Here is a 23,024-nt window from a genome sequence, read left to right as displayed (position 1 = left end):
GGCTGTCGCTTTCCATCAGCTCCGTCCGGGCCCGCTCAATATTCTCCCGGTTATGGGCAATGGCGCTTTCCAGCACTGCCACGGCGCTTTCCTGCTCCTGGGCACGGCTCTCGAGCCCGGCTGACTCTGCCCGGACCTGCTCGGCTTCCATATCCTTTTCCTGCATCTGCCGGCCATAGCGCTCACCCTCGGCGTAGAGTGCGTCCAACTGGGCCCGGGCCTCGTCCCGGGCGGCCTCGGCAGCCCGGAAATCCGATTCCAGCTTTCGGGCATCCGCCTTCAGCTCATCCAGGTTTTCCAGCCAGACAGAAATCTCCAAAACGCGCATCTCATCCCGCAGCAGCAGATACTTTTTTGCCCGTTCCGCCTGGTCCTGCAGGGGCTCCACCTGGAGCTCCAGCTCGCTGATCTTGTCATTGATGCGGACCAGATTCTCCTCCGTCCGCTCCAGCTTTCGCTCGGCGTCCTCCTTGCGGTGGCGGAATTTGGAGATGCCTGCGGCCTCCTCGAAGATCTCCCGGCGCTCACCGCTTTTGGCGGAGAGGATCTCGTCGATCTTGCCCTGGCCGATGATGGAGTATCCCTCTTTGCCCATGCCGGTGTCCAGAAACAGCTCCGTTACATCCTTGAGACGAACGGACTGGCGGTTGATGTAATATTCACTCTCCCCGCTGCGGTAATACCGGCGGGTCACCGCCACCTCGGACTCCTCCATAGTGGGAAAAATATGCCCCGTGTTGTCCAGCACCAACGTCACCTGGGCAAACCCCACCGGGGCCCGCTTTTCCGTGCCGCCGAAGATGACATCCTCCATCTTGGCGCCACGCAGGCCCTTGGCACTCTGTTCGCCCATGACCCAGCGAATGGCGTCTGAAATATTAGACTTGCCGGAGCCGTTCGGCCCTACAATGGCGGTGATATCCTCGCCGAAATTCAGGACCGTCTTGTCCGGAAAGGATTTGAACCCCTGGATCTCCAATGCTTTTAAATACACGTTTTCACCTCTGTGGGCCGGACGGCCCCCTGACATAGAGCTGCTTTTCAGTATAAAGCCCTGATACTATAAGATATATCGAAACGCCTAAAAAATCAATAGTTTTCAATGGCTTCACGGCTTTTTCACCCGAGGCGGACGTCTCAGTCCGCCCTTGCCATCGTTTCCCCGCCGGCAGGCCATGGCATCCAGAAATTTCCGTCAGTGATCCGCGCCGGAAACTTTTCCTTGACTTTTCTTTCCGGAGCCCATACAATGATTGAGTTCTGAATGGTTGAATTGATCGCCGTGGGTTTGTGAGTCAATTTTCATTTTGACTCGCAGTTCCGCGGCGTTTCTCTTTAGATTCGGAAAATACTTTTTTGGAGGTATCATTAATGTATACCGGCACTGTGAAATGGTTCAATGAGACCAAGGGCTTCGGCTTCATCTCCAACGACGACGGCAGCGGCGACGTGTTCGTCCACTTCTCCGCCATCCAGGGTACCGGCTTCCGCACCCTGGCTGAGGGCCAGAAGGTCACCTTCGGCACTGAGCCCGATCCCAAGGACCCCAGCAAACTGCGGGCCACCAACGTCTGCGCGGTCTGATTTCCCCGGAAACGCACCCACTCCCTGTTGGGAGTGGGTGCGTTTTTTCTCTCTCTACCTTGTCTTTCCGCCCCCGCAGGAGTATACTGTTGTTGCGGAGCATCAGCCCAAGACCGGATTCCCGGCGCCAGACGCGAGTCGCGTCCGGAAGGCACATTCCCACCGTATTCGCTGCGCTCAGGCGAGGCCCTTGGCCGTATTTCGGCACACCGCCGGTGTGCTTGGGATACGGCCGCGGGGCTCCCATGCACATTTGTCTTGCTTCGCACCGGAAAGGAGGCGGTTTTGCCGTGATTGTCTACCGGGAAGCAGAGACCCTGGCCCGGGATCTGGGCTTTTCCATCCAGACCCTGTATGCCGTCAGCAACAGCCTGCCCCGGCACTATCACCCGGCAGAGCTGCCCAAGCGGGACGGCACGGTTCGCCATCTCTCCGTGCCGGACCCGCTCCTCAAAACCATCCAGCGCCGCATTGCAGACCGCTTGCTGCCCCTTCTGCCCGTCTCCCCCTGTGCCACCGCCTACCGCTGCGGCGCGGGCCCGCTGCGCAACGCTACTCCCCACGTGGGGAAACCGCTGATTTTGAAGCTGGACATCCGGGATTTTTTCGGCAGCGTGCTCTATTCTGCTGTGAAAGAATCTGCCTTTCCAGCCTTTATTTATGCAGAGCCTCTGCGGGTTCTTCTCACCATGCTGTGCTATTATGACGAGGGGCTGCCCCAGGGGGCGCCCAGCTCCCCCACCATCTCCAACCTGATTCTTCGGGACTTCGATCAAACGGTGGGCACCTGGTGTGCCCGGCGGGACATCACCTATACCCGCTACTGCGACGATCTCACTTTTTCCGGCAGCTTTGACGCCGGGGAGGTCCAAGCCTTTGCGGGGGCGGAGCTGCGCAGCCGGGGCTTCTTTCTCAACACCCGCAAGACCCGCCTGCTCCCGGCAGGCGGCCGGCAGACAGTCACGGGGCTCACCGTGAACGAGCACCCGGCGGTGCCGCCCCAGCTGCGCCGGAAACTGCGGCAGGAACTTTACAGGAACTTTACTCCTGCCGGCGCTTCGGTGTGGCGGAGCACCTGGCCCGGACCGGGCAGGACCTGCCGCCCCGGGCCTATCTCCAGAGCCTTCTGGGCCGGGTGAGCTATGTGCTCCAGATCGAACCGGAACGGACAGAGGCCCGCCAATGCAGAGCCCCGCCAATGGCGGGAGTGGCTGTTGGAGGCCCTGGCCCGGACAACCTGAGCAATACAAGCAAAAAGAACCGCGCCGTGAATGCTCACGGTGCGGTTCTTTTCGTTTTGTTACTCCGCCAAAGCAGCCTTCAGGGCCTCCACCCGGTCGGTCTTCTCCCAGGCCACGCCCAGGTCCTCCCGGCCCATGTGGCCATAGGCGGCCAGCTTGCGGTAGATGGGGCGGCGCAGGTTCAGATCCCGGATGATGGCGGTGGGACGCAGGTCAAACACCTTGCGGACCGCGGCCTCCAGCTTGTCGTCACCCACGGTGCCGGTGCCGAAGGTATCCACCAGAATGCTCACCGGCTGGGCCACACCGATGGCGTAGGCCAGCTCCACCTGGCAGCGGCGGGCAAGACCGGCCGCCACGATGTTCTTGGCCACCCAACGGGCAGCGTAGGCAGCGGAGCGGTCCACCTTGGTGGGGTCCTTGCCGGAGAAGCAGCCGCCGCCGTGGGGGGCGCTGCCGCCGTAGGTGTCCACAATGATCTTACGGCCCGTGAGGCCGGTGTCCGCGGCCGGACCGCCCAGGACAAAGCGTCCGGTGGGGTTGATATAATACTTGGTCTTTTCGTCCAGCATCTCGGCGGGAATGACGGCCTTGGCCACCTTCTCCACCATATCAGCCCGGATGGTCTCCAGGCTCACGTCCGGATCATGCTGGGTGGAGATGACCACGGTGTCCACCCGGACAGGACGGTTATTCTCGTCATACTCCACCGTCACCTGGCTCTTGCCGTCGGGCCGCAGGTAGGAGAGCTCCCCGCTCTTGCGGACCTCGGTGAGCCGCTTGGCCAGCTTCTGGGCCAGGGACAGGGGCAGGGGCATCAGCTCCGGCGTCTCATCGCAGGCGTAGCCGAACATCATGCCCTGATCGCCGGCACCGTTGCCCAGCTCGCTGTCAGTGCCCTCCTTGTCCTCCAGAGACTTGTCCACACCCAGGGCAATATCTGCGGACTGCTCATCAATAGAGGTGATGACACCGCAGGTGTCGCAGTCAAAGCCATACTTGCCCCGGTCATAGCCAATGTCCCGAACCACTTCCCGGGCGATCTTGCCGATGTCCACATAGCACTTGGTGGTGATCTCGCCCATGACGTGGATCAGTCCGGTGCAGACGGTGGTCTCACAAGCCACCCGGCCGTCAGGGTCCTGCTCCAGAATGGCATCCAGGACCGCGTCAGAGATCTGATCGCAGATCTTGTCGGGATGTCCCTCGGTCACAGACTCCGAGGTGAATAGATAATGTCTTGCCATGTTATCTTGCTCCTTTTGTGTGTTTCCCTTTCAAGAGCCGAAAAAAACGCGCGCTTCGACAATGACGAAACGCGCACTTGCTGCCTTCTCGCTCCTCATCTGTCGGTATCCGCCGGATTTGGCACCTTACAATGCAGGTTGCCGTGGTTTCATCGGGCCGTTCCCTCCGCCACTCTTGATAAGGGATGAAATTGTAGCTACTATACTATACGGCTTTGCACAGAATGTCAATACGGTGCCGTCAGATTTTGCAAAATGCCGGTTTTTGCATCGTTCAAAAATTATACATGACTTTTTTCTCCAGGATGGGTATAATATTCATGTTTTGAATTCTGTGGCTCTGGAGGGTTTGATTTTGAGAAAACTAAACGCCGCTGTGGATCGGTTCGCCTATACCCATCCCAACTTCGGCATCCCCAATCTGATGAAGTTCATCGTCATCGGCAATGTCGTCGTATATCTGCTGTCTATTTTTGCCGGATACCAGGCCATCAGCTTTCTGGGTTTCAGCTGGGAGGCCATCAAGCACTTTGAGGTCTGGCGGCTGGTGACCTTCCTCTTCATGCCCGGGTACTACTCCACCGGGGACATCCTCTGGCTGGCGATCTTTTTGTACCTCTATTACATGATCGGCAATACTCTGGAACGGGAGTGGGGCACCGCCAAATTCACCCTCTACTATCTCTCCGGCGTGGTGCTGACACTACTTACCGGCATTATAACGGGACTTGTCACCGGCCAGGACGTCTGGATCGCCGGTGCCGACTATGTAAACCTCTCCATGTTCTTCGCCTTCGCAATGCTCTATCCGGACACGCAGCTTCTGGTCATGTTCATCATTCCGGTGAAAGTCAAATGGCTGGCGGCGCTGGACGGCGTGATCTTTGCCGTCGTGGTGATCTCGAACCTCATCCAGCTGAACTTCCTGGGCGCACTGCTGCCTGTCGTCGCCCTTTTGAACTTCTTTGTGTTCTTCTGGACCAATCTCTCCGACGAGATCGCCTACCGCCGGGGACGGGCCCGACACCAGACCTCTCACCAGACCATCCACTTCAAATCCGCCGTCCGCAAGCAGCGGAGAAAAGAGGCGGAGCAGGGCTACCGCCACAAGTGTGAGGTGTGCGGCCGCACCGATACCGACTATCCCGATCTGCAGTTCCGGTATTGCTCCCGCTGCGCCGGCTACCACTGCTTCTGTGAGGACCACATCTTCCATCACGAACACTTCAAGGAATAATCGCAGCGCCCGCCCCGAGATCGGGGCGGGCGTTTTCGCTGTTGGCGCAGCTTCCGACAGGTCTATTTCCTTTACAGCGTTTCCTGCACGATTTCCGGCAGGGACAGGCTGTACACGTAACTGCCGCCCACCAGTTTGCCATACTGGAAGCGGCGGCTGGCAGATTCAAAGAGCAGGTAGAGTTTTCCGTCTGCAAAGGTGATCTCCTCCGCGTGGGGCGGCATGTGAAGAATCCCCGTGCAGTTATCGCTGTCCAGGTAGTACAGCGGCACCGGTGCCTGATTGATCCAGAGAATCCCCTGCCGGTCCGCCAGCACACCCCCAAAGTCATAGAGATACATCTGTGAGGCTCCAAAGGCGCTGGAAGCCGAGAGGATCGCCCGCCCATCCGAGGAAAAGCTCATGCCCTGAATCCGCTCCGGGATGGAGTAGGCCGCCTCTGGGCGCTCCGATACACCGAGGGGCGCATCGTTTTCCAGTGGAAATGATGTCACCAGTGCGGTGTTCTGATCCCCCGCAGGCGTGATGAGGTGGTGATTGTCGGCGGTGCGGTACCGCTCACCGTAGGCATATTCCCCAACCAGGAGGGACTGTCCCCTCATACAGCAAAAAGAAGCCCGGTTCCCTGTGTAGAAGCTCCCCACCACGGAGATTGCCGTCTGGCGCGGGTCCAGAACATCCTCCGCAGAGAACACATAGCACTGTCCGTTCCCGCCGGCCAGGTAGATAAAGGCATCGCTTACCGCTACTCCCCCGGCATGACTGACCAGCGTATGTCCCGTCTCCGTCCGCAGGCGAATGAGGCGGGCGCTGCCGTCCGCCTCCACCAGATACAGTCGGGCGGCACCGCTGTCGGAAAGATAACCGCTGAGCAGGAATCCCTCCCGCAGCCGGTCCATTCCCTGGGGAACAAACTCACCGGAGAGCCCCGGTACCCAAAATTCCTTTTCCGCCGAACCGTAAAAATCCCGGAAGTAGAGCAGGAATGCCGTCTGAAACAGCACCACTACCGCCAGCAAGATACCAATGCTTCTCCAGAGCAGTTTTCCAATCCGCCGATTCATGCCGCACCCTCTCTCCATTGCCCGTGGACCCGTATTCGTGGATATTATATCACATTCTGCCCGATTCCTCCGTCTTTTTGCCCTGCCGTCAAAAAATACCGCTCCATCATTTTTTTCCCGCCTCCTCTTTCCTCTCTCCGCCCGGTGCGGTATACTGAAGGTAACACCGTTGCCCTGGCGGGCGGAATGGAGGAGCCATGGATAAGCAGACAGACCGGTCCTTATCGCTCTGGATGGAAGATGCGTTCCGAGACAAGATGTTTTTGCGAAAGCTGGGCATGAACCGCACCGATCTGAGCCGTCTGTTCGGGGAGGTGAACTGGTCCGCGCAACTCTCCTCCCTGGAGCCCATCCGGCGGCGCATTTCCTGCGCCGAGGCGCTGGAGGCATTCCGCCCGCTGCTGGACGGTCTGGCACCGGAGCCGGAGGAGGGCTGGCTGCGCTATGCCTATCAGGTGGCCACATCCCTGCTCTACCCGGCGGCAGATACCCGGCACACCTCCGCCCAGTGGGACGGCGCGCTTTGCTTTTTGCAGTTTTTGCAGGTTCTCTTTGCCGCGGAACGGCGGGCACTGCCCTTCGACCCGTGGCTGGATTTTGCGTTCTGCACCGACGCGGAGCTGGCAGAAAGCGGCGTAGGCGCAGAATACCGGCAATTTATCAAGCGATTCCGCAGTGAGTATATCTACGAACTGCTGCGGCTGGGACGGGAGGTGACCCCATTCCGCACGCTGGAGCACATCGCCGGTGTCCACCACGTGGCCATGACGGTTTCCCGCGCTTTCCGGGCGGGCGGGGGGCTCATTGATCTGGGGCTCATCTCCGGCGCCGCCGCCGGTCATGACCTGGGCAAATTCGGCTGCAAGCCCGGCGAGCGGGTCCCTTATCTCCACTACTATTATACCGACCAGTGGTTCACCCAGCGGGGGCTGACCGCCCTGGGCCGCATCGCCGCCAATCACTCCGTCTGGGACCTGGAGATCGAGAACCTCTCCTCCGAATCGCTGGTGCTGGTATACGCCGATTTCCGGGTCAAGCAGTCCCGGGACGAGAGCGGGCAGGAGATCGCCCACCTATACTCCCTTCAGGAAGCCTTCGACGTGATTTTGAGCAAGCTGGATAACGTCAATTCCGCCAAGCGGCGGCGCTATCGCTATGTCTATGAAAAGCTGCGGGACTTTGAGGAGTACATGGCCTCCTTCGGCGTAGACACCACGCTTGCCTCCCCGGGAGGTACTCCCTGTCCCCGGCAGGATGTAGCGCTGATGACCCCCGACCAGGTGGTCTCCGCCATCCGCCGCACGGCGGTGGATCACAATATCCGTCTGATGCACCGCCTGGGCCGGGAGCAGCTGTTTGCCAACATTCTGGAAGCCGCCCGCAGTGAAAAGCAGGGGGAGCGGCTGCGGGCCTATGTGTCCATCTTTGAGGAATATTTTACGTATTGGAGCTCTGCTCAGAAGGAGCAAACCCTGGATTTTCTCTACGAGCTGCTGATGCTCCCCGACGGCGATATCCGCCGCCAGTCCGCCGCGCTGATCGGCCGGATTCTGGCCGGATTCTACTCCGGGTATCAAAAAGAGCTGCCTGCCGGCATCTCTCCGGGGCCCGAGGCAGACCGTCCCTTCCTGCTGTGGGCGGAGTATCTGCAAAAACTGATCCATCCGGACCGGCGGCTGACGCCCCGGCAGACCAGCATGATCCGCTACCAGGCCAAGACAGTGGCGGATGCCCTGCTGGAGGAGTGCTCTGATGCTGACGCTCCCCGTTTTGCCGCGGAGCTTTTCCGGCATTATCATGACCCTGCCTCCGTGGAGCCGGACGCGGCCTTTGCCCTGCTGGACACGGTGCTGAACCTGCCCATGAACCGGGTCAGCCCGGCGGATCAGACGCTGCTGGTGGAGTTCGCCACCTGGTGGCTGGAGCACGGTGAGGCCTCTCAGAAGGCTGCGGCACTGCGGCTTTTCCGCTATCTGCTGACGGTGCTCTCCCCCGACGCACCGGAGCGGCAGACCATGGCGGAGGCGGTGGAGAGCGCCGACTGCGTCATCAGCACGCCTTTGTTGTTCCTCCAGGCCCAGGTAGGCGAACGGCTGGGATTGGATGTATCCGCCCACCGGGCGCTGCTGGACCATCCGGATGCCATCTCAACCGTGTTTCTGGACAATCTGAAAACCGCCACGCCCTGGGTATTGAAGGCCGTGGGCGTGGAGTATCTGCTGGACCAGGTGGAGCAGGGCAACCGGGCAAATGTTCTCCACATCGCCACCCATTTTTCCAACCTCATCAAGGTCAGCGAAAATGTGGTGGTCCGGCGGATGGCCGGTGCCTCACTGCTCTCCATCGCCCCGGTGCTCACGCCGGACCGGCGCAACGAGATCGCGGTGGAACTCAGCAAGGCCCTGGAGACGGGTCAGTCGGAGATCTCCAAGTACATCCCGGAGTATCTTGGGCGGTTTGCTCTGTGGCTGACCCCCCGGGAGCTGGACGAGGTGCTGGACCAGATGCACTTTCTGCTCTCCTCCGCCAACAGCAACGTGGTGGCTGCCGCACTTTCCACTGTGGGGTCCATGCTGGAGTATTATGCCGTCTACGGCGGCCGCTTCGACGAGGATGAGGCCACTCTCTCTGCCCGCCGCGAGCGGATGGCGGGACTGCTCCTCAAGGGGCTCGCCTCCTACCGGGAGTCCGTGCGGCAGGAGGCCCTCCACATTCTGGGGGAGGGGCTGTTTGCCTCCAGCGCCCTGGCCTACGAGGATAAGGCGGAGCTTTTCACCCTGCTGGCCAAAAAGGTTCTCTTTCTCATCAACGAGCAGCCGGAAAAGGAGCTGACCTTCTTCTATACCGCCGCCTCGCTGAGCCACGTCTACCGTTTCATCATCACCCACCACATTGAAAGCGGTCCCTTCCGTTTTTCCGCACCGGACCGCGTGGCCTTTTTCCCCGGGACCTTCGACCCCTTCTCCCTCAGCCACAAGGGCATTGTCCAGGAGATTCGGGATCTGGGGTTTGAGGTATATCTGGCCGTGGACGAGTTCTCCTGGTCCAAAAAGGCCCAGCCCTCCCTGGTGCGGCGTCAGATTGTCTCCATGTCCGTGGCGGACGAATTCAACGTGTATCTTTTCCCCCATGATATCCCCGTCAACCTGGCCACGCCCTCGGACCTGGACCGGCTGCGGGAGGTCTTTGCCGGTCGGGAACTGTACCTGACGGTGGGGTCCGATGTGGTGGCCAACGCCTCTTCCTACAAGGTGCCGCCTCAGGACGGCTCCGTCCATTTCCTTAATCACATCGTCTTCCGCCGCTCCAGTGATGCCTCCGGCCAGGAAATGGAAGCAGATCTCTCCTGCATCCGCGGAAAGGTTCTTCAGCTGCGGCTGCCCACCCACCTGGAGGACATCTCCTCCACCCGCATTCGGGAGAACATTGACTACGGCCGGGACATCTCCAACCTCATCGACCCGGCGGTGCAGGACTTCATCTACCGCAACAGTCTCTATCTGCGGGAGCCGCAGTACAAGCAGATCATCCGGGCCAGCTTTCTGGACTTTTCCTATTTGGAGCACCCCAGCGAAGAGGAGCGGTCCGCTCTGGCGGACGCGGTGCCCGACAGCCGGGGACGTCCGGCGGAGATCGATCCCCGGGACAGCGTGTGCGTGCTGCGGGAAAACGGCCCCCGTCCCCGGGTCCTGGGCGTTTTGACCATGCGCACCGTCAATTCCGGCGGACTCTTCGAGGCCTTTGGCAGCGAGCAGCTGGCAAACGCCGTCCGCAACCGGACCTCCGGTCACATCCAACTGCTGACCGGCCTTTACATGGCCCGCTCTCCTGGTGGGAATTATGACGTGGGGCAGCTTCTTCTGACGGAGGCCCTCTCCCGGGCCATGCGGGATGACTGTGCTTATGCCGTCTGGTATTCCATCGCTCCCATCACCTCCATGCAGACGCTGGATCTCTTGCAGCGCCAGGGCTTTGTCCGGGTGGAGTCGGAGGACTCCCGGCCCCTTCTGGTGGTGGATATGCGCTTTCCCGCCGTGCTGCTGCAAAATATCCCCACCACCCTCAAAGAGCCCTTCTCCTCTGATCAGCGGGTCCTGGACGCGGTGAAGGAAGCTCATCAGCAGCTTCAGAGGGCCCTGTGCGGCATGTATCCCGGCACGCTGGTACTCTCCCTGAATGCAGAGGTCATCTACCACCGCCTCATGCGCAAGATCACAGAACTCAACGGTGTCCCCGCCGAACCCACCAAACCTCGGGTCCTGGGGCCCAAGATGTGCGTTCCCTTCGGAAAGATCCTCCGGGGCAACGCCATCCCCAACACCGTTACCAAGACCCTTCACACCGATAAGGTGTTCGCCCCAGACCTGCGGTCCTTCTCCATCCGTGCCTATCCCGGCTACTCCCCGCTGGAGAGCCAAATCCGCACCATCCGGTCCTTCCGCCGCCCGGTGATTCTGGTGGACGACCTGCTTCACTCCGGCAACCGCATCAATGCTCTGGACCCCCTGTTCCGCCAGGAAGGGCTGGAAATCGACCAGGTGCTGGTGGGCCTGCTCTCCGGCCGAGGGAGGGATCTGATGTCCGCCAAGGGCCGCACCGTGGACAGCGTATATTTCATTCCCAATATGCGGGCCTGGTTTGTGGAGTCCACCATGTATCCCTTCATCGGCGGTGATACCGTGGGAGACGCTGAACCCTCCGTACCTGGCCTGACACCGGCGGTGAACCTGATCCTTCCCTACGCCTTCCCCCGCTTCTATAAAGAGTGCGGACGGGCGGCGGTGTTTGCCTTCTCCCGGATCTGCATTGAAAACTCCCGGAACATCCTCCTGGCACTGGAACGGGCATACCGGGAGCGATATGCCCGGAACCTGACCCTTTCTCGTCTCAGTGAGGCGGTGATCCTGCCCCTGTCCCCGGACAAGGGCGCCTGTCTCAGCTACGATCCCAATCTTCCCGCCTCCGCCTGCCTGGAAAACGATCTGAAGATGCTGCTGCGGATGCGGGACGTGCTGGAATAATCTTCTGAAAGGACGGCTTTGCCATGTACTTTTATCATGCCGGCGGATACCTTGCCGCCTCACTGCTACCGAATCTCCCCTTGGCACATGCGCAGCCGCCCGCCTGCGGATTCCCGCCGCTTATTCTGGTGGATCGGGACCCCCGAACCGGCCGCACCGCCTGGAGGGTATCGGACCCCCGGCAGCTCACTGCTCCCCGGGAGGGCGCGGTCTGGCTGGATGCGGACCGTCTGCCCCCCGCCTCTTCGGATCTGACGCCGGCGGCGCTGGAGGCCATTCGGACAGAGGAGATCACCGCTGTGAACACCCGCCATCCCCGCTGGCAGGACGCGCTGGATTTTCTCCAGATCCGTCCCGGGAAAAAGCGGGTGCATCTGCTGGCGGTGGGCGATGTGGGCGGCACGCTGCTCACCGCTTTGAAGCTCATCGGCGGAGATGTGATCTCCTCCATTGGCATCTGCGACCTCAATCAAAATATCGTCGCCCGCTGGACGGCGGAGATGGGCCAGATCTCCTGGCCCTGGGACTATGACGCTCTGCCGGAGGTAGAGCCGGTGGAGCCTGCCCATCTTTTCGAATGCGACGTCTTTCTCTTTGCCGCCACCAAATCCATTCCCGCCGTGGGCAGTGCCGTGCAGGATGTGCGCATGGCCCAGTTCGCCGCCAACCGCCCGCTGGTGGAGTCGTTCGCCCGCCAGGCCCGGGAGGCGGGCTTCCGGGGATTGTTCGCCGTGATGAGCGACCCGGTGGACCCGCTGTGCAAGGCGGCCTTTCTCGCCTCCAACCAGGACGCATCCGGCCAATGGAACGGACAGGGATTGCTGGCAGAGCAGATTCAGGGGCTCGGCCTCGGCGTCATGAACGCCCGGGCGGCTTGGTTTGCAAAGCAAGACCCCCGCTTCGCGGACTTTTTGACCGAGGGCCGCAGCTTCGGCCCCCATGGCCGGGGACTGGTCATTGCCAACTCCGTGGCCCACTATGATGACGCCCTCTCCCGGGAGCTGACGGAGCTGGTGGAGACCGCCAATCTCCGAATCCGGGACCTGGGCTTCAAGCCCTATGTGGCCCCGGCGGTGGCTTCCGGTGCCATGCAGCTGCTGCTGACGCTCCGGGGCGCATGGCACTGCGGGTCCGTGTGTCTGGGAGACGTGTGGTTCGGCGTCCGCAACCGCTACACCCCTCACGGCCTGGAGACCGAGTCCCTTTCCCTGCCGGATGCGCTGTTTGCCCGGTTGGCAGAGACGGAGACGCTCCTGCGGGAGATTCTCTGACAGGCTGAGTGCGGCAATCAAAAGACCCCACGGATACTTTCAGGAAAGGAACTGAGGCGCATGACTGAGACATTGGCATTGGTCTGCCCCGCCGAACCATCGGAGCGCTTGAACGGCGTGTTGAACGCCGCCCTGCGGGGCTATCCCCATGAGCGGATCTCCTGGCTGACAGACCGTCTTTGTAACCGGCGGCTGCTCTTCGCCCTTTCGATTTCCGCCGGCGGGCCCGGCCACGGCTTTTACGATCTGCTGGCCTTTCTCCGGACCCACCCCGGCTGTCTTTCCGGCAGCGTGGGCGGCGTGGTGACAGATGGGATCGGCGATCTCTACACCAAGTCCGCCGCCCGGGAGCTGGTGTTGGCGGCCTCGCTGGCGGGGTGCACTTTCCCGGGCCGCCCTCTGGTGGAAGCCACCGGCAGTCTCAGGAATTTCACCGTCCAGGCCAAGAACGCCAATTGCTCCCTGCCGGAGGCCTACCGTCTGGCGGTGGTGGATCTTGCCCAGCGGGTGCTTTCCTTTTCCCCGCCCCGGCGGCAGCAGCCAAAGCTCCTGGTACTCCATGCCTCAAGCCGCTCCACCTCCAACACGCTGGCGCTGTGGAGCCATGTGCGGGCACAGCTGGAACTTCAGTGCGCTGTCACGGAGATTGGGCTGCGCAACGGCACCCTGGAGGACTGCGCCGGGTGTCCCTACACCACCTGCCTCCACTTCGGCGAGCGGGGCAGCTGCTTTTACGGCGGCGTCATGGTCCAGGAGGTGTATCCCGCCATCCGGGACGCCGACGCGGTGGTGCTGCTTTGCCCCAACTACAACGACGCCCTCTCCGCCAACCTCACCGCTGCCGTCAACCGTCTGACGGCCCTGTACCGCACCACCTCCTTTGCGGAAAAGGCGGTGTTCGCCATCGTGGTCTCCGGTTACTCCGGCGGGGACATCGTGGCAAGTCAGGTGGTCTCCGCGCTGAACATGAACAAGGGCTTCTGGCTGCCTGCGGACTTCTGCCTGCTGGAGACCGCCAACGACAAGGGCGAGGCAGAGCGGCTGCCGGGCATTGAGGAACGGCTGGAGCGGTTCGCGGAGACGATCCGCCGGCAGCTGACCCTGTAAAAAAGGACGCACGGCGTTGCCGTGCGTCCTCTTTTCTCTCCACAGACCGCTGCCGCGGTTCCGTCTCTTATCCGTAGGAGCCGAAACTTCCCTGGCGGATGGTAAACTCCGCCACCACGGTGCCGTCTTCTCCCCAGGCGATGAGGACCGGCTGGATGATCTGCTCCGGGTCTATCTCCCCATCCTGCACCTCCATCAGCCAGAAAAAGGTCCGCCCGTCCCGGGTGAGGAACTCCGACCTCTCCGCCGTCAGGCGGCTCAGCTCTCTCCGAATCTCCTGTCCCTGGTCGTAGTAGGTGACCTCCTGGATGCTGACGGCCACCCTTTCAATAGCCGGGTCGTCGATGCGGCCAAAATAGCAGTCCACTGTTCCCTTCCCGTCCCGACTGATCCGGTGTTCGGCCGCATGCACCGCCGCCGCTTCCGAGCAGTCCAGTGCACACCCCGTCGTCGTCTGCCACCCAAACGGCGAGAAATAGGTATTTCCCAGCAGCACCGCGTTCTCATTTTCCCGGAGGGAAAAGCGGTGGGTCCTGTACAGCACCGGCACCCATCGGCTCTCTACCGTCCAGGTCCTGCCGGTGCCTTCCCGTTCCTCCTCATCCCGAACAGCCTGACCGGGCAGCAAATACCCCACCTGGAAAAAATGATTCACCGCCAACAGAAGCAGCAGAGCCCATACCACCCGCCGCAGGGCCAGCCGCCTGCGGGTGGGCAGCTTTTTTCGTTTCATGACATCTCCCTCCCCGGCAGGGGCAGCTCCAGCCGGATCTGCTCTCCAAATGCCTCATAGTGCAGTGTCACACAGGAATCTCCCTTCTGAACCGGTATCCGGATGCTCCGATACTCCACCCTCCAGTTGCCCCGGCCGCTGTTGGAAACCGCTTGTTCTCCCCGGGGATTTTCCAGGATGACCCCATCCGCCAACTGCTGGGAGACGATGCCGCCGGGAATCCGGTCGTAAGTGCAAAACATCACTTCCGCCACCTGCTCTCCCAGCGTATCATCCTCTCGCCCCACGCTGATCTGATAAACATGCAGCACGTCGTTCCCCACCGGCACCCGAATGTCCAACCGCTCCGTGGCAATCGGCTTTTCGAAGTAGGAGTCCTCATCCGGGTAGATCCGGGCACTGATGCTGTCTGCCACCATTCCCAGGAGCCCTACATGCAGCAGCGCCAGAATGCACAGCAGCACCGTCACCACAGCCGCCGCCCGGCCCAGGATCACCCAAAACCAGCTTTGATAGCACGCGTTGAGCTCTCTGCCCACCTCCGCCGGGTCTCCCATGGCGGCCAAGGTCCGCTCCTCCGCCAGCTCCGGCGGGTAATCTAGTTCCAGCAGGGCGGCCATGTGATCTTCAATATGGGCGTCAAGCTCCACCCGGATGGCAAGCCTCTCCTGATCTGTGACCCTCCGCACAGCGGCAAGCACGGCATCTGTGTATTCCTTTCGTGTCATGGCCGCCTCCTTACTCCCATCCGGGAATGCCCGCCGCCTGGAGGGTCCCCAGCTCCGAACCGTTTGCATCATAGGCGGTGATATAGCAGGCGTAGGAATAGAGATCCTTCTCCGGCTCCAGCGCGCAGAGGAAAAAGTGCTCACCGCTGCCTGCAGTGATCCAATCCGCTTTCGTCAGCCGGACCGTCTGATCGGTTCCCCCCTCCTGGGCGTCAAAGGTGATTTCCAGTTCCGCAGCTTCTGCCGATTCCAGTACACCGTAGATGAAAAAATGACGGATATAGACTCCTGTATCCCGGGCAGTCGTCCAGTCATTAAGACCCGCAGAGAAGGGCCGCTCCGGCTCCCGTACCAGCACGGACGAGTCCGAAATCTTCCAGCCCCTGTCCCAGGAAAAGCGGTACTCTCCCAGGATGACAGCGTGTTCCCCGGCCGACAGCCGCAAATCCCGCCGGTTCGCCCCGGAGGGCTCCGCAAGGCGGCACAGCCACTCTGTCCGGCCGCAGAAGGTCTCCTGCTCCAGATTGCGCAGAGCACGCCCCGGCGTCAGACAGTAGACCCCGGACAGATGTCCCGCCGTGACCACCAACACCAGTGCTGTGATCCAACCCAGTGCGCTTCGTTTTCGGGTCGTCAAACGCTTTTTCCGTCGTTTCATCCGGCATCCTCCTCCCACGGCAACGGAACAGACAGCCGGAAGAATCGCCCCCAGCGTTCGTATGTAATCTCCACCGTGTCTCCGTAGTTCACCGGCACTTCATACACAAAGGCCCACTTCGAGCCGTTTCCCCCGCTGGGCGGAAGCCCGCAGGAGCTGCCCGTGATCCTCAGCACTTCCTCCCAACCGAAGGTATTGATCAGTTCCGGCGGCTCCGCAAAGGGATTGTCGTTCCAGCAGCTCAGAGCCACATAGGCCATGTCGCCTCCCGAAGCGTCCGTAAGCCCCGCCTGGTAGACCCGGACCGTCACGTCCTCCAATTTCGCCCGGAGGTCCAGTTCTTCCACAGCGTCCAGATGGTCACTGTGGTATTCCACTGCCGCCAGGGTCTCCGGGCAGAATCGTGCCCGCAGATTGTCCCCGGTGTTGCTCAGAAAGCCCAAAAGTCCAGTCCCCATCAGCAAAACCGCCGCAATGGTGAACGCCATGGCCACTCGGCCCACCACCAGCCACCGCAGGGGATACTGTTTGTTCAGTTCCCGGCCTACTTCCTCAGGGTCCCCCATGGCGGAGAGCGTCCGCTCCTCCGCCAGTTCCGGCGGATAATCCAGTTGCAGCAGATCGTCGAGGTGATCCTCGATATGGCCGTCGATCTCCCGGCGGATGGCCTCCCGCTCCCGCCGCGTCACATGCCGCAGCACGACAAGCACCGCGTCTGTGTATTCCTTCCGGGTCATGACCGCCTCCTCTCCCGCAAAACCCGCCGGCTTTTAAGCAAGGTTCAGCCCCGGGCTAGACCGGAGCACTGCATTCACTGCCCCCGAATACGCCCGCCAGGCCTCCGCCTCCGTCCGGAGCACCGCTCCTCCCTTCCGGGTGAGATGATAGTACTTGCGCATCCGGCCGGTGGGAGCTGCCTGCTGGTAGGCTTCCACCAGGCCGTCCCGCTCCAGGCCATGGAGCACTGGGTAGAGAGTTCCCTCTTTCATCTCAAAGGTGTGGTCCGACCGCCGGGCCAGCTCCACGATCATCTGGTAGCCGTACATGTCCTCCCCCGCCAAAAGGGCCAACACCAGCAGCTGGGTGTGGTCCATGGTTTTCTTTCCCATCTTGTGCCTCCTTCTCCGGTTAATACCTCGTACCTCTATGCTTATATTACATCGTAATTCTAGGTATGTCAAGCAAGAAGAGACGGGCCGGATGGCCCGTCTCTTTCAAAATGTTCAGGACGCCTGGACAATGCCCAAAACCTTCTCGCCATGTTCGCTGAGATACGGCAGAATCTGATCGTAGGTCAGATGAAATACCTGCTCACCGGCAGCGTAACAGGCCAGCTCATAGGGGGAAAACGCCACGGTCATACCGGTCTCATCAAAGGAAACCGCATAGTTTGCCCAGTCCCGCAGAATCTCTGCGTAATCCGGCCAGAAATACTCCTCCGGGGGAGTATTCGAATCCGACGCCGTCTGAAGAGCCTGCGCATTCAGTTCCTGCTCCACCGCCGTCAAAAATTCTCCGCCGTTTTCCGCCAGGACCGCCGGTGTGAAAAAGCTCCCCTCACCGAGGTCAAAGTTCCAGGACAGCAGTGCGGTGTTGGGATGGGCCCCGCCGGTATTGGAGTAGTAGGTCCCGGATACGCTGATCAGGCCATCGTTCTGATAGACCTCACATTCCAATTCCAGCGCATACGGCGACCAGGTCATTCCATCCTCCCGGCAAAAAGCCAGCTCCTCCTTTGCCCCTTCCAGCAGGTTGTCCAGATTGCTGCCGTCAAGCCAGTCTGCAAACCGTGCGTTGAAGGTTTCCGCTGTCGTCAGGGCCTGCTCCTCCTGGGGGGTCTCCGCCTCACTGACGATCTCTCCGCTCCCGCGGCAGACCGTCAGTTCCGGCACTTCAAACTGATAGGTCAAAAGCTCCGTGCCGTCCTCTGCCAAAAGGGTATCCCCGCAGGTCTGCTTTTCCACAGTAAACCGCACCGCTTCCTCAGACTGCGCCGGCCCCAGTGCGGCAGCGGAACTTTTCACATTTGTCATCGTTTCTCCGGCGCAGCCGGTCAGGATGCTCAAGAAGAGTACCAGAGCAATCACAGTTTCCATTTGAAGGTCTCCTTTTCAGGGAAATGGTGGTGCTCAAGGGAGGATGGCGGGCCCCTCCCTCCATTCTGCGCCGCCTGCGGCGGCGGAAAGATCCGGATATGCGAGTGCATAGAGATCCGTGGCGCGAACCTCCTGCCGGAAAAGCGCTTTGGCCGCCGGAGACAGTTTCCGCACATCGGCCGGCTTGGTCAGAACCGGCAGGCTGGCGCACTTGCGCATCCGGCCCAGCAATTCGCGCCCCCGGCCGCCCGCCGCCAGCACCCGCAGGTAAGGAACCCGCTCCGGAAACGCGGCAGGTTCCAGCCCCAGATAGGCCCAGAGGACCATCCGGCTCAACCGGGTATGGGCATACCGCCTGGTCTTGGCCGCATTCAGCAGGGCCTCGATGGAGCAGGCGCTGCGGCTTGCCTCATACAGCCGTCGGGACAGCCCCCCCCCGCCTTCATCCCACAGCCCCTCCCGGCCTTCATCCAGCCGGGTAAAGTCCGCCTCCGTCATGCTCCGCAGCCGGGCCAGCATAGCCCGCTCCGCGTTTTCCCGGAACACTGGGGCACGTCCGGCGGCTTCTTCCTCCCCATAGATGCGCCGGACCGCCGGCGGCATCAGCGCCAGCGCACGGTCCCGCTCCCCGGACCGCAAAAGTGTCCTAAGCAGTGTGGCGGAGGGCTGTGCCCCCACCAGATCCGTGCCGTGATAGGGCGTTCCCGCCCGGCGGACCGTCAGCGGACGGATGGCGGACGCTCTCTCCGCCAGTGCCTTGCAGTACTCCACGCCCAAAATATTATTGGGATCGGAGACCAGTGCCGCGTCCTCCGGAGACACAAGCTGCGCCAGTGCTCGCTGGCGGGCTGCCGCAAAGCTGTCTCCCCGTTCCAGCTCCTGTCGGAGCAAAGCCGGGAACGCCGCATGGTGCAGCGCCGCTGCCAAACGCTCCAGCGCCGCCGCGTCCCCGCACTCGCTGCCAAAGGCCAGGTGCATTACCACACCGGTGGCCGCCAGGATCTCCACGCCGCCGCGGGCAAACCGCTCCGCCGAGGAGACCGCCCAGGGGAGGGGCAGCTCCAGCACCAGGTCCACGCCGCTCTCCACAGCGGCCCGGGCCCGGGCATGTTTGCGCAGCAGGGCAAAATCCCCCCGCTGAACAAAGTTCCCGCTCATGACGCCCACGAAGGCTGTATCCGCCCCCAGCTGCGCCCGCACCTGCTCCAAAAGGTAGAGATGGCCGTCATGCATGGGATTGTATTCTATGATGATACCCGCAGTTTGCACAGATTTCACCTCGATTTAATGACAGAAAAGTGACATTTCGGTAAAAGTGTGGGTTGTAACCTGGAAAATCTTTGTTATAATAAGTATTGTCTAGTTTTGCGTCCGCGTTGCGGAAACTGCAAAAATAATTTTTCTCATTTTATATCACTGACGGGGAACCCGCAAGGGTTTCCCAAAAAGAAAGAGGAGTCGTGAAGTTATGAACATTCTCGTCATCAACGCTGGCAGCTCTTCCCTGAAGTATCAGCTGCTTAATCCTGAGACCGGCGTGCTGCTGGCCAAGGGCCTGTGCGAGCGCATCGGCATCGACGGCAAGTTCACCTACAAGCCCCAGGTAGAGGGCAAGCAGGTCCTGGACGCCGTGGATGTGGCTATGCCCACCCATTCCGAGGCCATTCAGACCGTGCTGAACGCTCTGGTGGACAAGGACAACGGTGTGATCGGCTCCATGAAGGAGATCGACGCTGTGGGTCACCGTGTGGTGCACGGCGGTGAGGCCTTCAACAAGTCTGTTCTCATCACTGATGAGGTCATGAAGGCCCTGGAAGACTGCATCCCCCTGGCTCCTCTCCACAACCCCGCCAACATCACCGGCATCAATGCCTGTACCGCCGTCATGGGCAAAGACGTGCCCCAGGTCGCCGTGTTCGACACTGCTTTCCATCAGACCATGCCCGCCAAGGCCTACATGTATGCCCTGCCCTATGAGTACTATGAGAACGACAAGGTCCGCCGCTACGGCTTCCACGGCACTTCTCACAAGTACGTTGCCGGCCGTGCCGCTGCTATGCTGGGCAAAAAGCCCGAGGAGCTCAAGCTGATCTCCTGCCACCTGGGCAACGGTTCCTCCGTCACCGCCATCGACGGCGGCAAGAGCGTGGACACCTCCATGGGCTTCACTCCCCTGGCCGGTCTGCCCATGGGCACCCGTTCCGGCGATCTGGACGCTGGCATCCTGCAGTACCTGATGAACAAGCACAACATCAACATCGATGACATGCTCAACATCCTCAACAAGAAGTCCGGCGTTCAGGGTGTCTCCGGCGTTTCCTCCGACTTCCGTGATCTGGAGAATGCCCACAAGGAGGGCAATGAGCGTGCCGGCCTGGCCGTTGACATGTTCAACTACGGCGTTAAGAAGCTGATCGGTGCGTACGCTGCTGCTATGGGCGGTGTGGACGCCATCATCTTCACCGCCGGCGTGGGCGAGAACTCCGCTTCTCAGCGGATGGCTATTGCCTCTGGTCTGGAGTTCATGGGCGTGAAGATGGATGCCGAGGCCAACAACACCCGTGGCAAGGAGGCTGTGATCTCCGCCGCCGACTCCAAGGTGAAGGTCCTGCTGATCCCCACCAACGAGGAGCTCATGATCGCCATGGATACCGCTGCCATCGTCAAGGGCTAAGCGATTTCCATCAGCAAAGTGCAAGAGGGAGGAACGTGCGTTCCTCCCTCTTATTTTTTTCTCCCGGCTGGGGCGGATACAGCATAAGTCCACTTCCTGCGCTAACTTTTACATAGGACGCAGAGCCCCGTTGCCCCCGGAGCGGATTCATGATATACTGTTGAACACCGTGAATGAATGGAGGAACTGCCATGAAAAGCGTCAAGCCGGGCCGTGGTCCCTCGGCCATGGGAGCCGTCGGCTCCCTGTTCGCCGCCATCTTCGGCGTCATCTGGACGGCAGCCGCCGCCTCGATGGGTGCGCCGCCGCTCTTTTGTCTCTTCGGCGTGGTGTTTGTACTCGTCGGCATCGTCCAGGCTATTTATAATTTCAAAAATGCCACCGGCAAAAACCGCTATTCCGAATTTGATATTGTGGACAGCCAGGAGGAACCGGACCCGCTGGCCCAGCGGCTGGATCTGGAGCGGGAGGAAACAGCACCGGAAGACAGCAATGCTGACTCCGGCGACTTCCGCTACTGCCCCTATTGCGGTGCCCGGCTGGGCGAAGGTTTTACATTTTGCGGCAAGTGCGGCAAGCGCCTGCCGGAGGAACCCTGAGGAGGTACTATGAAAATCGGACTGCAATTTGCCATGCCTGCGGAATTTCACGCGCTGCCCGGCGCCCGGGACCTTCCCCCGGTGGAGACCGTTTCCGGCGTGCCCTTTTTTGAAGCGGCTCCCGGCATTTTGGCCTGCGCCGGCGGCGTCAGCAAGGTCAACGCCGCCATGGCCGCGGAAATCTTCTGCCTGAAATACGGCGTGGACTTGATTCTCAATGCAGGTGTGGCCGGCTGCGCTACAGACCTGCCCACCGGAAGTCTGGTGGTTGCATCAGAATTTGTGCAGCACGACGTGGACACCACCGCGGTTGGGGACCCCATCGGGCTGGTCTCTACCGTCAATCAGGTGGTCTTCCCCACCTGGCAGCCGGAGCGGTGCGTCTCGCTGCTGAAGGAGCAGGGAGTCTCTGCCGTCACCGGAAGAATTGCCACCGGGGACTGGTTCGCCGTGAAGGGCAGTCGGGCCGAATGGATTCGGGATACCTTCTCCCCGCTGCTAGTGGAGATGGAAGGCGGCGCCATTGCCCAGGTCTGCCTGCGCAACGGTGTGCGGTTTGTGTCCGTCAAGTCCGTGTCCGACCACCTGTTTTCCGAAAAACAGGCAGAGGAGTATTTTGACTTTGGACAGGCTCTGGATGCTCTGGGCCGTGTGGTACTGCCGCTGGCTCAATCTCTTGCCCAGGAGTTCTGCTAACCTTTCCTTACGGAATTGAGTTTTTTATTTTATAAAGGAGGCCATTTTATCATGGAACGCATTGCCAGCTTCACCGTGGACCACAACCGTCTGTGCCCGGGGCTGTACTACTCCCGCCGGGACGGGGACATCGTCACCTTCGATCTGCGGTTCAAAAAGCCCAACACCGGCGATCTGCTCACCAACGCGGAGATGCACTCCACGGAGCACCTGATTGCCACGCTACTCCGCAACTCCGCCCACAAAGAGGCCGTCATCTACTTTGGCCCCATGGGCTGTCAGACCGGATTCTATTTTCTCTTCGACAACCGCCTGCTCTCCTGCGAGGAGGCCATCAACCTTCTGCGGGAGGTCTTTACACAGGCAGCAAACTACACTGGCGAGATGCCCGGCAAGAGCCCGGCGGAGTGCGGCAACTACATCAATCTGGATGTGGAGACTGGTCGGGCCGTCTGCCGGTTCTACGCGGACCTGATCGCGGATTGGACGGTGGAAAAACTCTCCTACGAAGCCGCGCAAAAATGATTTGCATGACAGATGGCCCCGGCCTGTGGTAGGCTGGGGCCATCAAATAGGAAAGGAGTGTGGGCCATGGCCTCTGTCGCAAAGCACATCCGCCGCCTTCGCACCGAGCGGCGCATGACCCAGGAGGATCTGGCGGGGAAACTCTTTGTCACCCGGCAGACCATCTCCGCCTGGGAGACTGGAAAGGCCCAACCGGATCTGGAAACCCTGGAGCGGATCGCGGCGGCTTTGGGCGTGGAGGTGATGGAGCTCATCTACGGTGCCCCGCAGTCCCCCAATCTGCGGGAGCTGAAGCAAAAATGGGCCGTCATCGGCGGGGCTTTGGTGTCCGCCATCGCTGTTCTGCTTTTTTTCCTGGGCTATTTTGATTATCTGGGCACCTGGAGTGGTGGATTTTCCTATCAATATGACGACTTGGACTACGCACTTTCCTTCTCAGAACTTCCTGGAACATACAGCGTAGACATCGACCTGGAACACCCGGAAAGCAACATTGGAAAGGTTCTCTATGAGGACGAGAGCGGCTGGGGCATTATCGTGGGT

The 23,024-nt window shown here is 60.9% G+C and carries 21 protein-coding genes and 1 riboswitch; of the genes, 11 read left to right on the top strand and 10 right to left on the bottom strand.

The genetic code is table 11. The features are described 5' to 3' along the window. A partial coding sequence (locus QZL67_RS10680) for an AAA family ATPase (protein ID WP_292920307.1) occupies window positions 1-994 on the bottom strand: 994 nt, incomplete at its 3' end. 377 nt (window positions 995-1,371) lie between these two features. Here QZL67_RS10680 and QZL67_RS10675 point away from each other — a divergent pair. Next, complete coding sequence (locus tag QZL67_RS10675) at window positions 1,372-1,584, top strand: cold-shock protein (RefSeq protein WP_022290708.1); 213 nt, start codon at window positions 1,372-1,374, stop codon at window positions 1,582-1,584. A gap of 290 nt (window positions 1,585-1,874) precedes the next feature. Further along, window positions 1,875-2,723, top strand: a complete 849-nt coding sequence (locus tag QZL67_RS10670; RefSeq protein ID WP_022290707.1) for a reverse transcriptase family protein — start codon at window positions 1,875-1,877, stop codon at window positions 2,721-2,723. A gap of 161 nt (window positions 2,724-2,884) precedes the next feature. Here the strand turns inward: QZL67_RS10670 and metK are convergent, their stop codons facing one another. Beyond that, window positions 2,885-4,072, bottom strand: coding sequence for a methionine adenosyltransferase (metK, locus tag QZL67_RS10665; RefSeq protein WP_022290706.1), 1,188 nt, complete (start codon window positions 4,070-4,072; stop codon window positions 2,885-2,887). A gap of 92 nt (window positions 4,073-4,164) precedes the next feature. Then, window positions 4,165-4,257: riboswitch (SAM riboswitch) on the bottom strand. 170 nt (window positions 4,258-4,427) lie between these two features. On the opposite strand from metK, the gene QZL67_RS10660 reads away from it, so the two are divergent. Continuing rightward, on the top strand, window positions 4,428-5,309 hold the full coding sequence (locus QZL67_RS10660) for a rhomboid family intramembrane serine protease (protein WP_022290705.1): 882 nt from the start codon (window positions 4,428-4,430) through the stop codon (window positions 5,307-5,309). A 71-nt stretch (window positions 5,310-5,380) separates the two neighbouring features. On the opposite strand, the gene QZL67_RS10655 is transcribed toward QZL67_RS10660, so the two are convergent. Continuing rightward, on the bottom strand, window positions 5,381-6,373 hold the full coding sequence (locus tag QZL67_RS10655; protein WP_022290704.1) for a hypothetical protein: 993 nt from the start codon (window positions 6,371-6,373) through the stop codon (window positions 5,381-5,383). 197 nt (window positions 6,374-6,570) lie between these two features. On the opposite strand from QZL67_RS10655, the gene QZL67_RS10650 reads away from it, so the two are divergent. The 3 genes from QZL67_RS10650 to QZL67_RS10640 are packed head-to-tail and all read left to right on the top strand — an operon-like array spanning window position 6,571 to window position 13,772. Continuing rightward, window positions 6,571-11,394 carry a nicotinate-nicotinamide nucleotide adenylyltransferase gene (locus QZL67_RS10650; RefSeq protein ID WP_022290703.1) on the top strand — a complete coding sequence of 1,608 codons (4,824 nt, stop codon included), beginning with the start codon at window positions 6,571-6,573 and terminating at the stop codon, window positions 11,392-11,394. Window positions 11,395-11,417: 23 nt separating this feature from the next. Continuing rightward, the gene (locus QZL67_RS10645; RefSeq protein ID WP_022290702.1) at window positions 11,418-12,665 is read left to right on the top strand and encodes a hypothetical protein; all 1,248 of its coding nucleotides are present in this window, start codon (window positions 11,418-11,420) and stop codon (window positions 12,663-12,665) included. 60 nt (window positions 12,666-12,725) lie between these two features. Next, the gene (locus QZL67_RS10640) at window positions 12,726-13,772 is read left to right on the top strand and encodes an NAD(P)H-dependent oxidoreductase (RefSeq protein WP_022290701.1); all 1,047 of its coding nucleotides are present in this window, start codon (window positions 12,726-12,728) and stop codon (window positions 13,770-13,772) included. A 67-nt stretch (window positions 13,773-13,839) separates the two neighbouring features. On the opposite strand, the gene QZL67_RS10635 is transcribed toward QZL67_RS10640, so the two are convergent. From QZL67_RS10635 to QZL67_RS10605, 7 genes are all read right to left on the bottom strand, one after another. Then, window positions 13,840-14,505, bottom strand: coding sequence for a hypothetical protein (locus QZL67_RS10635; RefSeq protein WP_022290700.1), 666 nt, complete (start codon window positions 14,503-14,505; stop codon window positions 13,840-13,842). Continuing rightward, window positions 14,502-15,233 (bottom strand): permease prefix domain 1-containing protein, encoded by a 732-nt coding sequence (locus QZL67_RS10630; RefSeq protein ID WP_022290699.1) that lies wholly within the window; start codon window positions 15,231-15,233, stop codon window positions 14,502-14,504. The genes QZL67_RS10635 and QZL67_RS10630 overlap by 4 nt, the downstream gene beginning before the upstream one ends. A 10-nt stretch (window positions 15,234-15,243) precedes the next feature. Further along, on the bottom strand, window positions 15,244-15,891 hold the full coding sequence (locus tag QZL67_RS10625) for a hypothetical protein (RefSeq protein WP_022290698.1): 648 nt from the start codon (window positions 15,889-15,891) through the stop codon (window positions 15,244-15,246). After that, a complete protein-coding gene (locus QZL67_RS10620) occupies window positions 15,888-16,628 on the bottom strand; it encodes a permease prefix domain 1-containing protein (RefSeq protein ID WP_022290697.1) in 741 nt (246 codons plus the stop codon). The genes QZL67_RS10625 and QZL67_RS10620 overlap by 4 nt, the downstream gene beginning before the upstream one ends. 33 nt (window positions 16,629-16,661) lie before the next feature. After that, on the bottom strand, window positions 16,662-17,000 hold the full coding sequence (locus QZL67_RS10615; protein ID WP_022290696.1) for a PadR family transcriptional regulator: 339 nt from the start codon (window positions 16,998-17,000) through the stop codon (window positions 16,662-16,664). 114 nt (window positions 17,001-17,114) lie between these two features. Next, window positions 17,115-17,987, bottom strand: a complete 873-nt coding sequence (locus QZL67_RS10610) for a DUF3298 and DUF4163 domain-containing protein (protein WP_022290695.1) — start codon at window positions 17,985-17,987, stop codon at window positions 17,115-17,117. 33 nt (window positions 17,988-18,020) lie between these two features. Beyond that, window positions 18,021-19,256 carry a nucleotidyltransferase family protein gene (locus QZL67_RS10605; RefSeq protein WP_022290694.1) on the bottom strand — a complete coding sequence of 412 codons (1,236 nt, stop codon included), beginning with the start codon at window positions 19,254-19,256 and terminating at the stop codon, window positions 18,021-18,023. A 199-nt stretch (window positions 19,257-19,455) separates the two neighbouring features. On the opposite strand from QZL67_RS10605, the gene QZL67_RS10600 reads away from it, so the two are divergent. From QZL67_RS10600 to QZL67_RS10580, 5 genes are all read left to right on the top strand, one after another. After that, window positions 19,456-20,661, top strand: a complete 1,206-nt coding sequence (locus tag QZL67_RS10600; protein ID WP_022290693.1) for an acetate/propionate family kinase — start codon at window positions 19,456-19,458, stop codon at window positions 20,659-20,661. A 191-nt stretch (window positions 20,662-20,852) separates the two neighbouring features. Continuing rightward, complete coding sequence (locus QZL67_RS10595; RefSeq protein WP_022290692.1) at window positions 20,853-21,260, top strand: zinc ribbon domain-containing protein; 408 nt, start codon at window positions 20,853-20,855, stop codon at window positions 21,258-21,260. Between the two features lie 9 nt (window positions 21,261-21,269). Next, window positions 21,270-21,956 (top strand): 5'-methylthioadenosine/S-adenosylhomocysteine nucleosidase, encoded by a 687-nt coding sequence (mtnN, locus tag QZL67_RS10590; RefSeq protein WP_022290691.1) that lies wholly within the window; start codon window positions 21,270-21,272, stop codon window positions 21,954-21,956. Between the two features lie 51 nt (window positions 21,957-22,007). After that, window positions 22,008-22,481, top strand: a complete 474-nt coding sequence (locus QZL67_RS10585) for an S-ribosylhomocysteine lyase (protein WP_022290690.1) — start codon at window positions 22,008-22,010, stop codon at window positions 22,479-22,481. 66 nt (window positions 22,482-22,547) lie between these two features. Next, window positions 22,548-23,024, top strand: a 477-nt coding sequence (locus tag QZL67_RS10580) for a helix-turn-helix domain-containing protein (protein ID WP_292920305.1), incomplete at its 3' end; no start/stop codon positions are given.

This window comes from Oscillibacter sp. CAG:155 (genome assembly GCA_000436875.1).
Taxonomy (GTDB): Bacteria; Bacillota; Clostridia; order Oscillospirales; family Oscillospiraceae; genus Oscillibacter.
This window is presented reverse-complemented; position numbering and strand designations above follow the sequence as displayed.

Bases quoted from the DNA above. Each gene is read 5' to 3' on its own strand.
- QZL67_RS10630 (WP_022290699.1), bottom strand. From the start codon at position 15,233: ATGACACGAAAGGAATACACAGATGCCGTGCTTGCCGCTGTGCGGAGG.
- QZL67_RS10650 (WP_022290703.1), top strand. From the start codon at position 6,571: ATGGATAAGCAGACAGACCGGTCCTTATCGCTCTGGATGGAAGATGCG.
- QZL67_RS10675 (WP_022290708.1), top strand. From the start codon at position 1,372: ATGTATACCGGCACTGTGAAATGGTTCAATGAGACCAAGGGCTTCGGC.
- QZL67_RS10625 (WP_022290698.1), bottom strand. From the start codon at position 15,891: ATGAAACGACGGAAAAAGCGTTTGACGACCCGAAAACGAAGCGCACTG.
- QZL67_RS10645 (WP_022290702.1), top strand. From the start codon at position 11,418: ATGTACTTTTATCATGCCGGCGGATACCTTGCCGCCTCACTGCTACCG.
- QZL67_RS10600 (WP_022290693.1), top strand. From the start codon at position 19,456: ATGAACATTCTCGTCATCAACGCTGGCAGCTCTTCCCTGAAGTATCAG.
- QZL67_RS10620 (WP_022290697.1), bottom strand. From the start codon at position 16,628: ATGACCCGGAAGGAATACACAGACGCGGTGCTTGTCGTGCTGCGGCAT.
- QZL67_RS10585 (WP_022290690.1), top strand. From the start codon at position 22,008: ATGGAACGCATTGCCAGCTTCACCGTGGACCACAACCGTCTGTGCCCG.
- QZL67_RS10595 (WP_022290692.1), top strand. From the start codon at position 20,853: ATGAAAAGCGTCAAGCCGGGCCGTGGTCCCTCGGCCATGGGAGCCGTC.
- mtnN (WP_022290691.1), top strand. From the start codon at position 21,270: ATGAAAATCGGACTGCAATTTGCCATGCCTGCGGAATTTCACGCGCTG.
- QZL67_RS10610 (WP_022290695.1), bottom strand. From the start codon at position 17,987: ATGGAAACTGTGATTGCTCTGGTACTCTTCTTGAGCATCCTGACCGGC.
- QZL67_RS10635 (WP_022290700.1), bottom strand. From the start codon at position 14,505: ATGAAACGAAAAAAGCTGCCCACCCGCAGGCGGCTGGCCCTGCGGCGG.
- QZL67_RS10615 (WP_022290696.1), bottom strand. From the start codon at position 17,000: ATGGGAAAGAAAACCATGGACCACACCCAGCTGCTGGTGTTGGCCCTT.
- QZL67_RS10640 (WP_022290701.1), top strand. From the start codon at position 12,726: ATGACTGAGACATTGGCATTGGTCTGCCCCGCCGAACCATCGGAGCGC.
- metK (WP_022290706.1), bottom strand. From the start codon at position 4,072: ATGGCAAGACATTATCTATTCACCTCGGAGTCTGTGACCGAGGGACAT.
- QZL67_RS10655 (WP_022290704.1), bottom strand. From the start codon at position 6,373: ATGAATCGGCGGATTGGAAAACTGCTCTGGAGAAGCATTGGTATCTTG.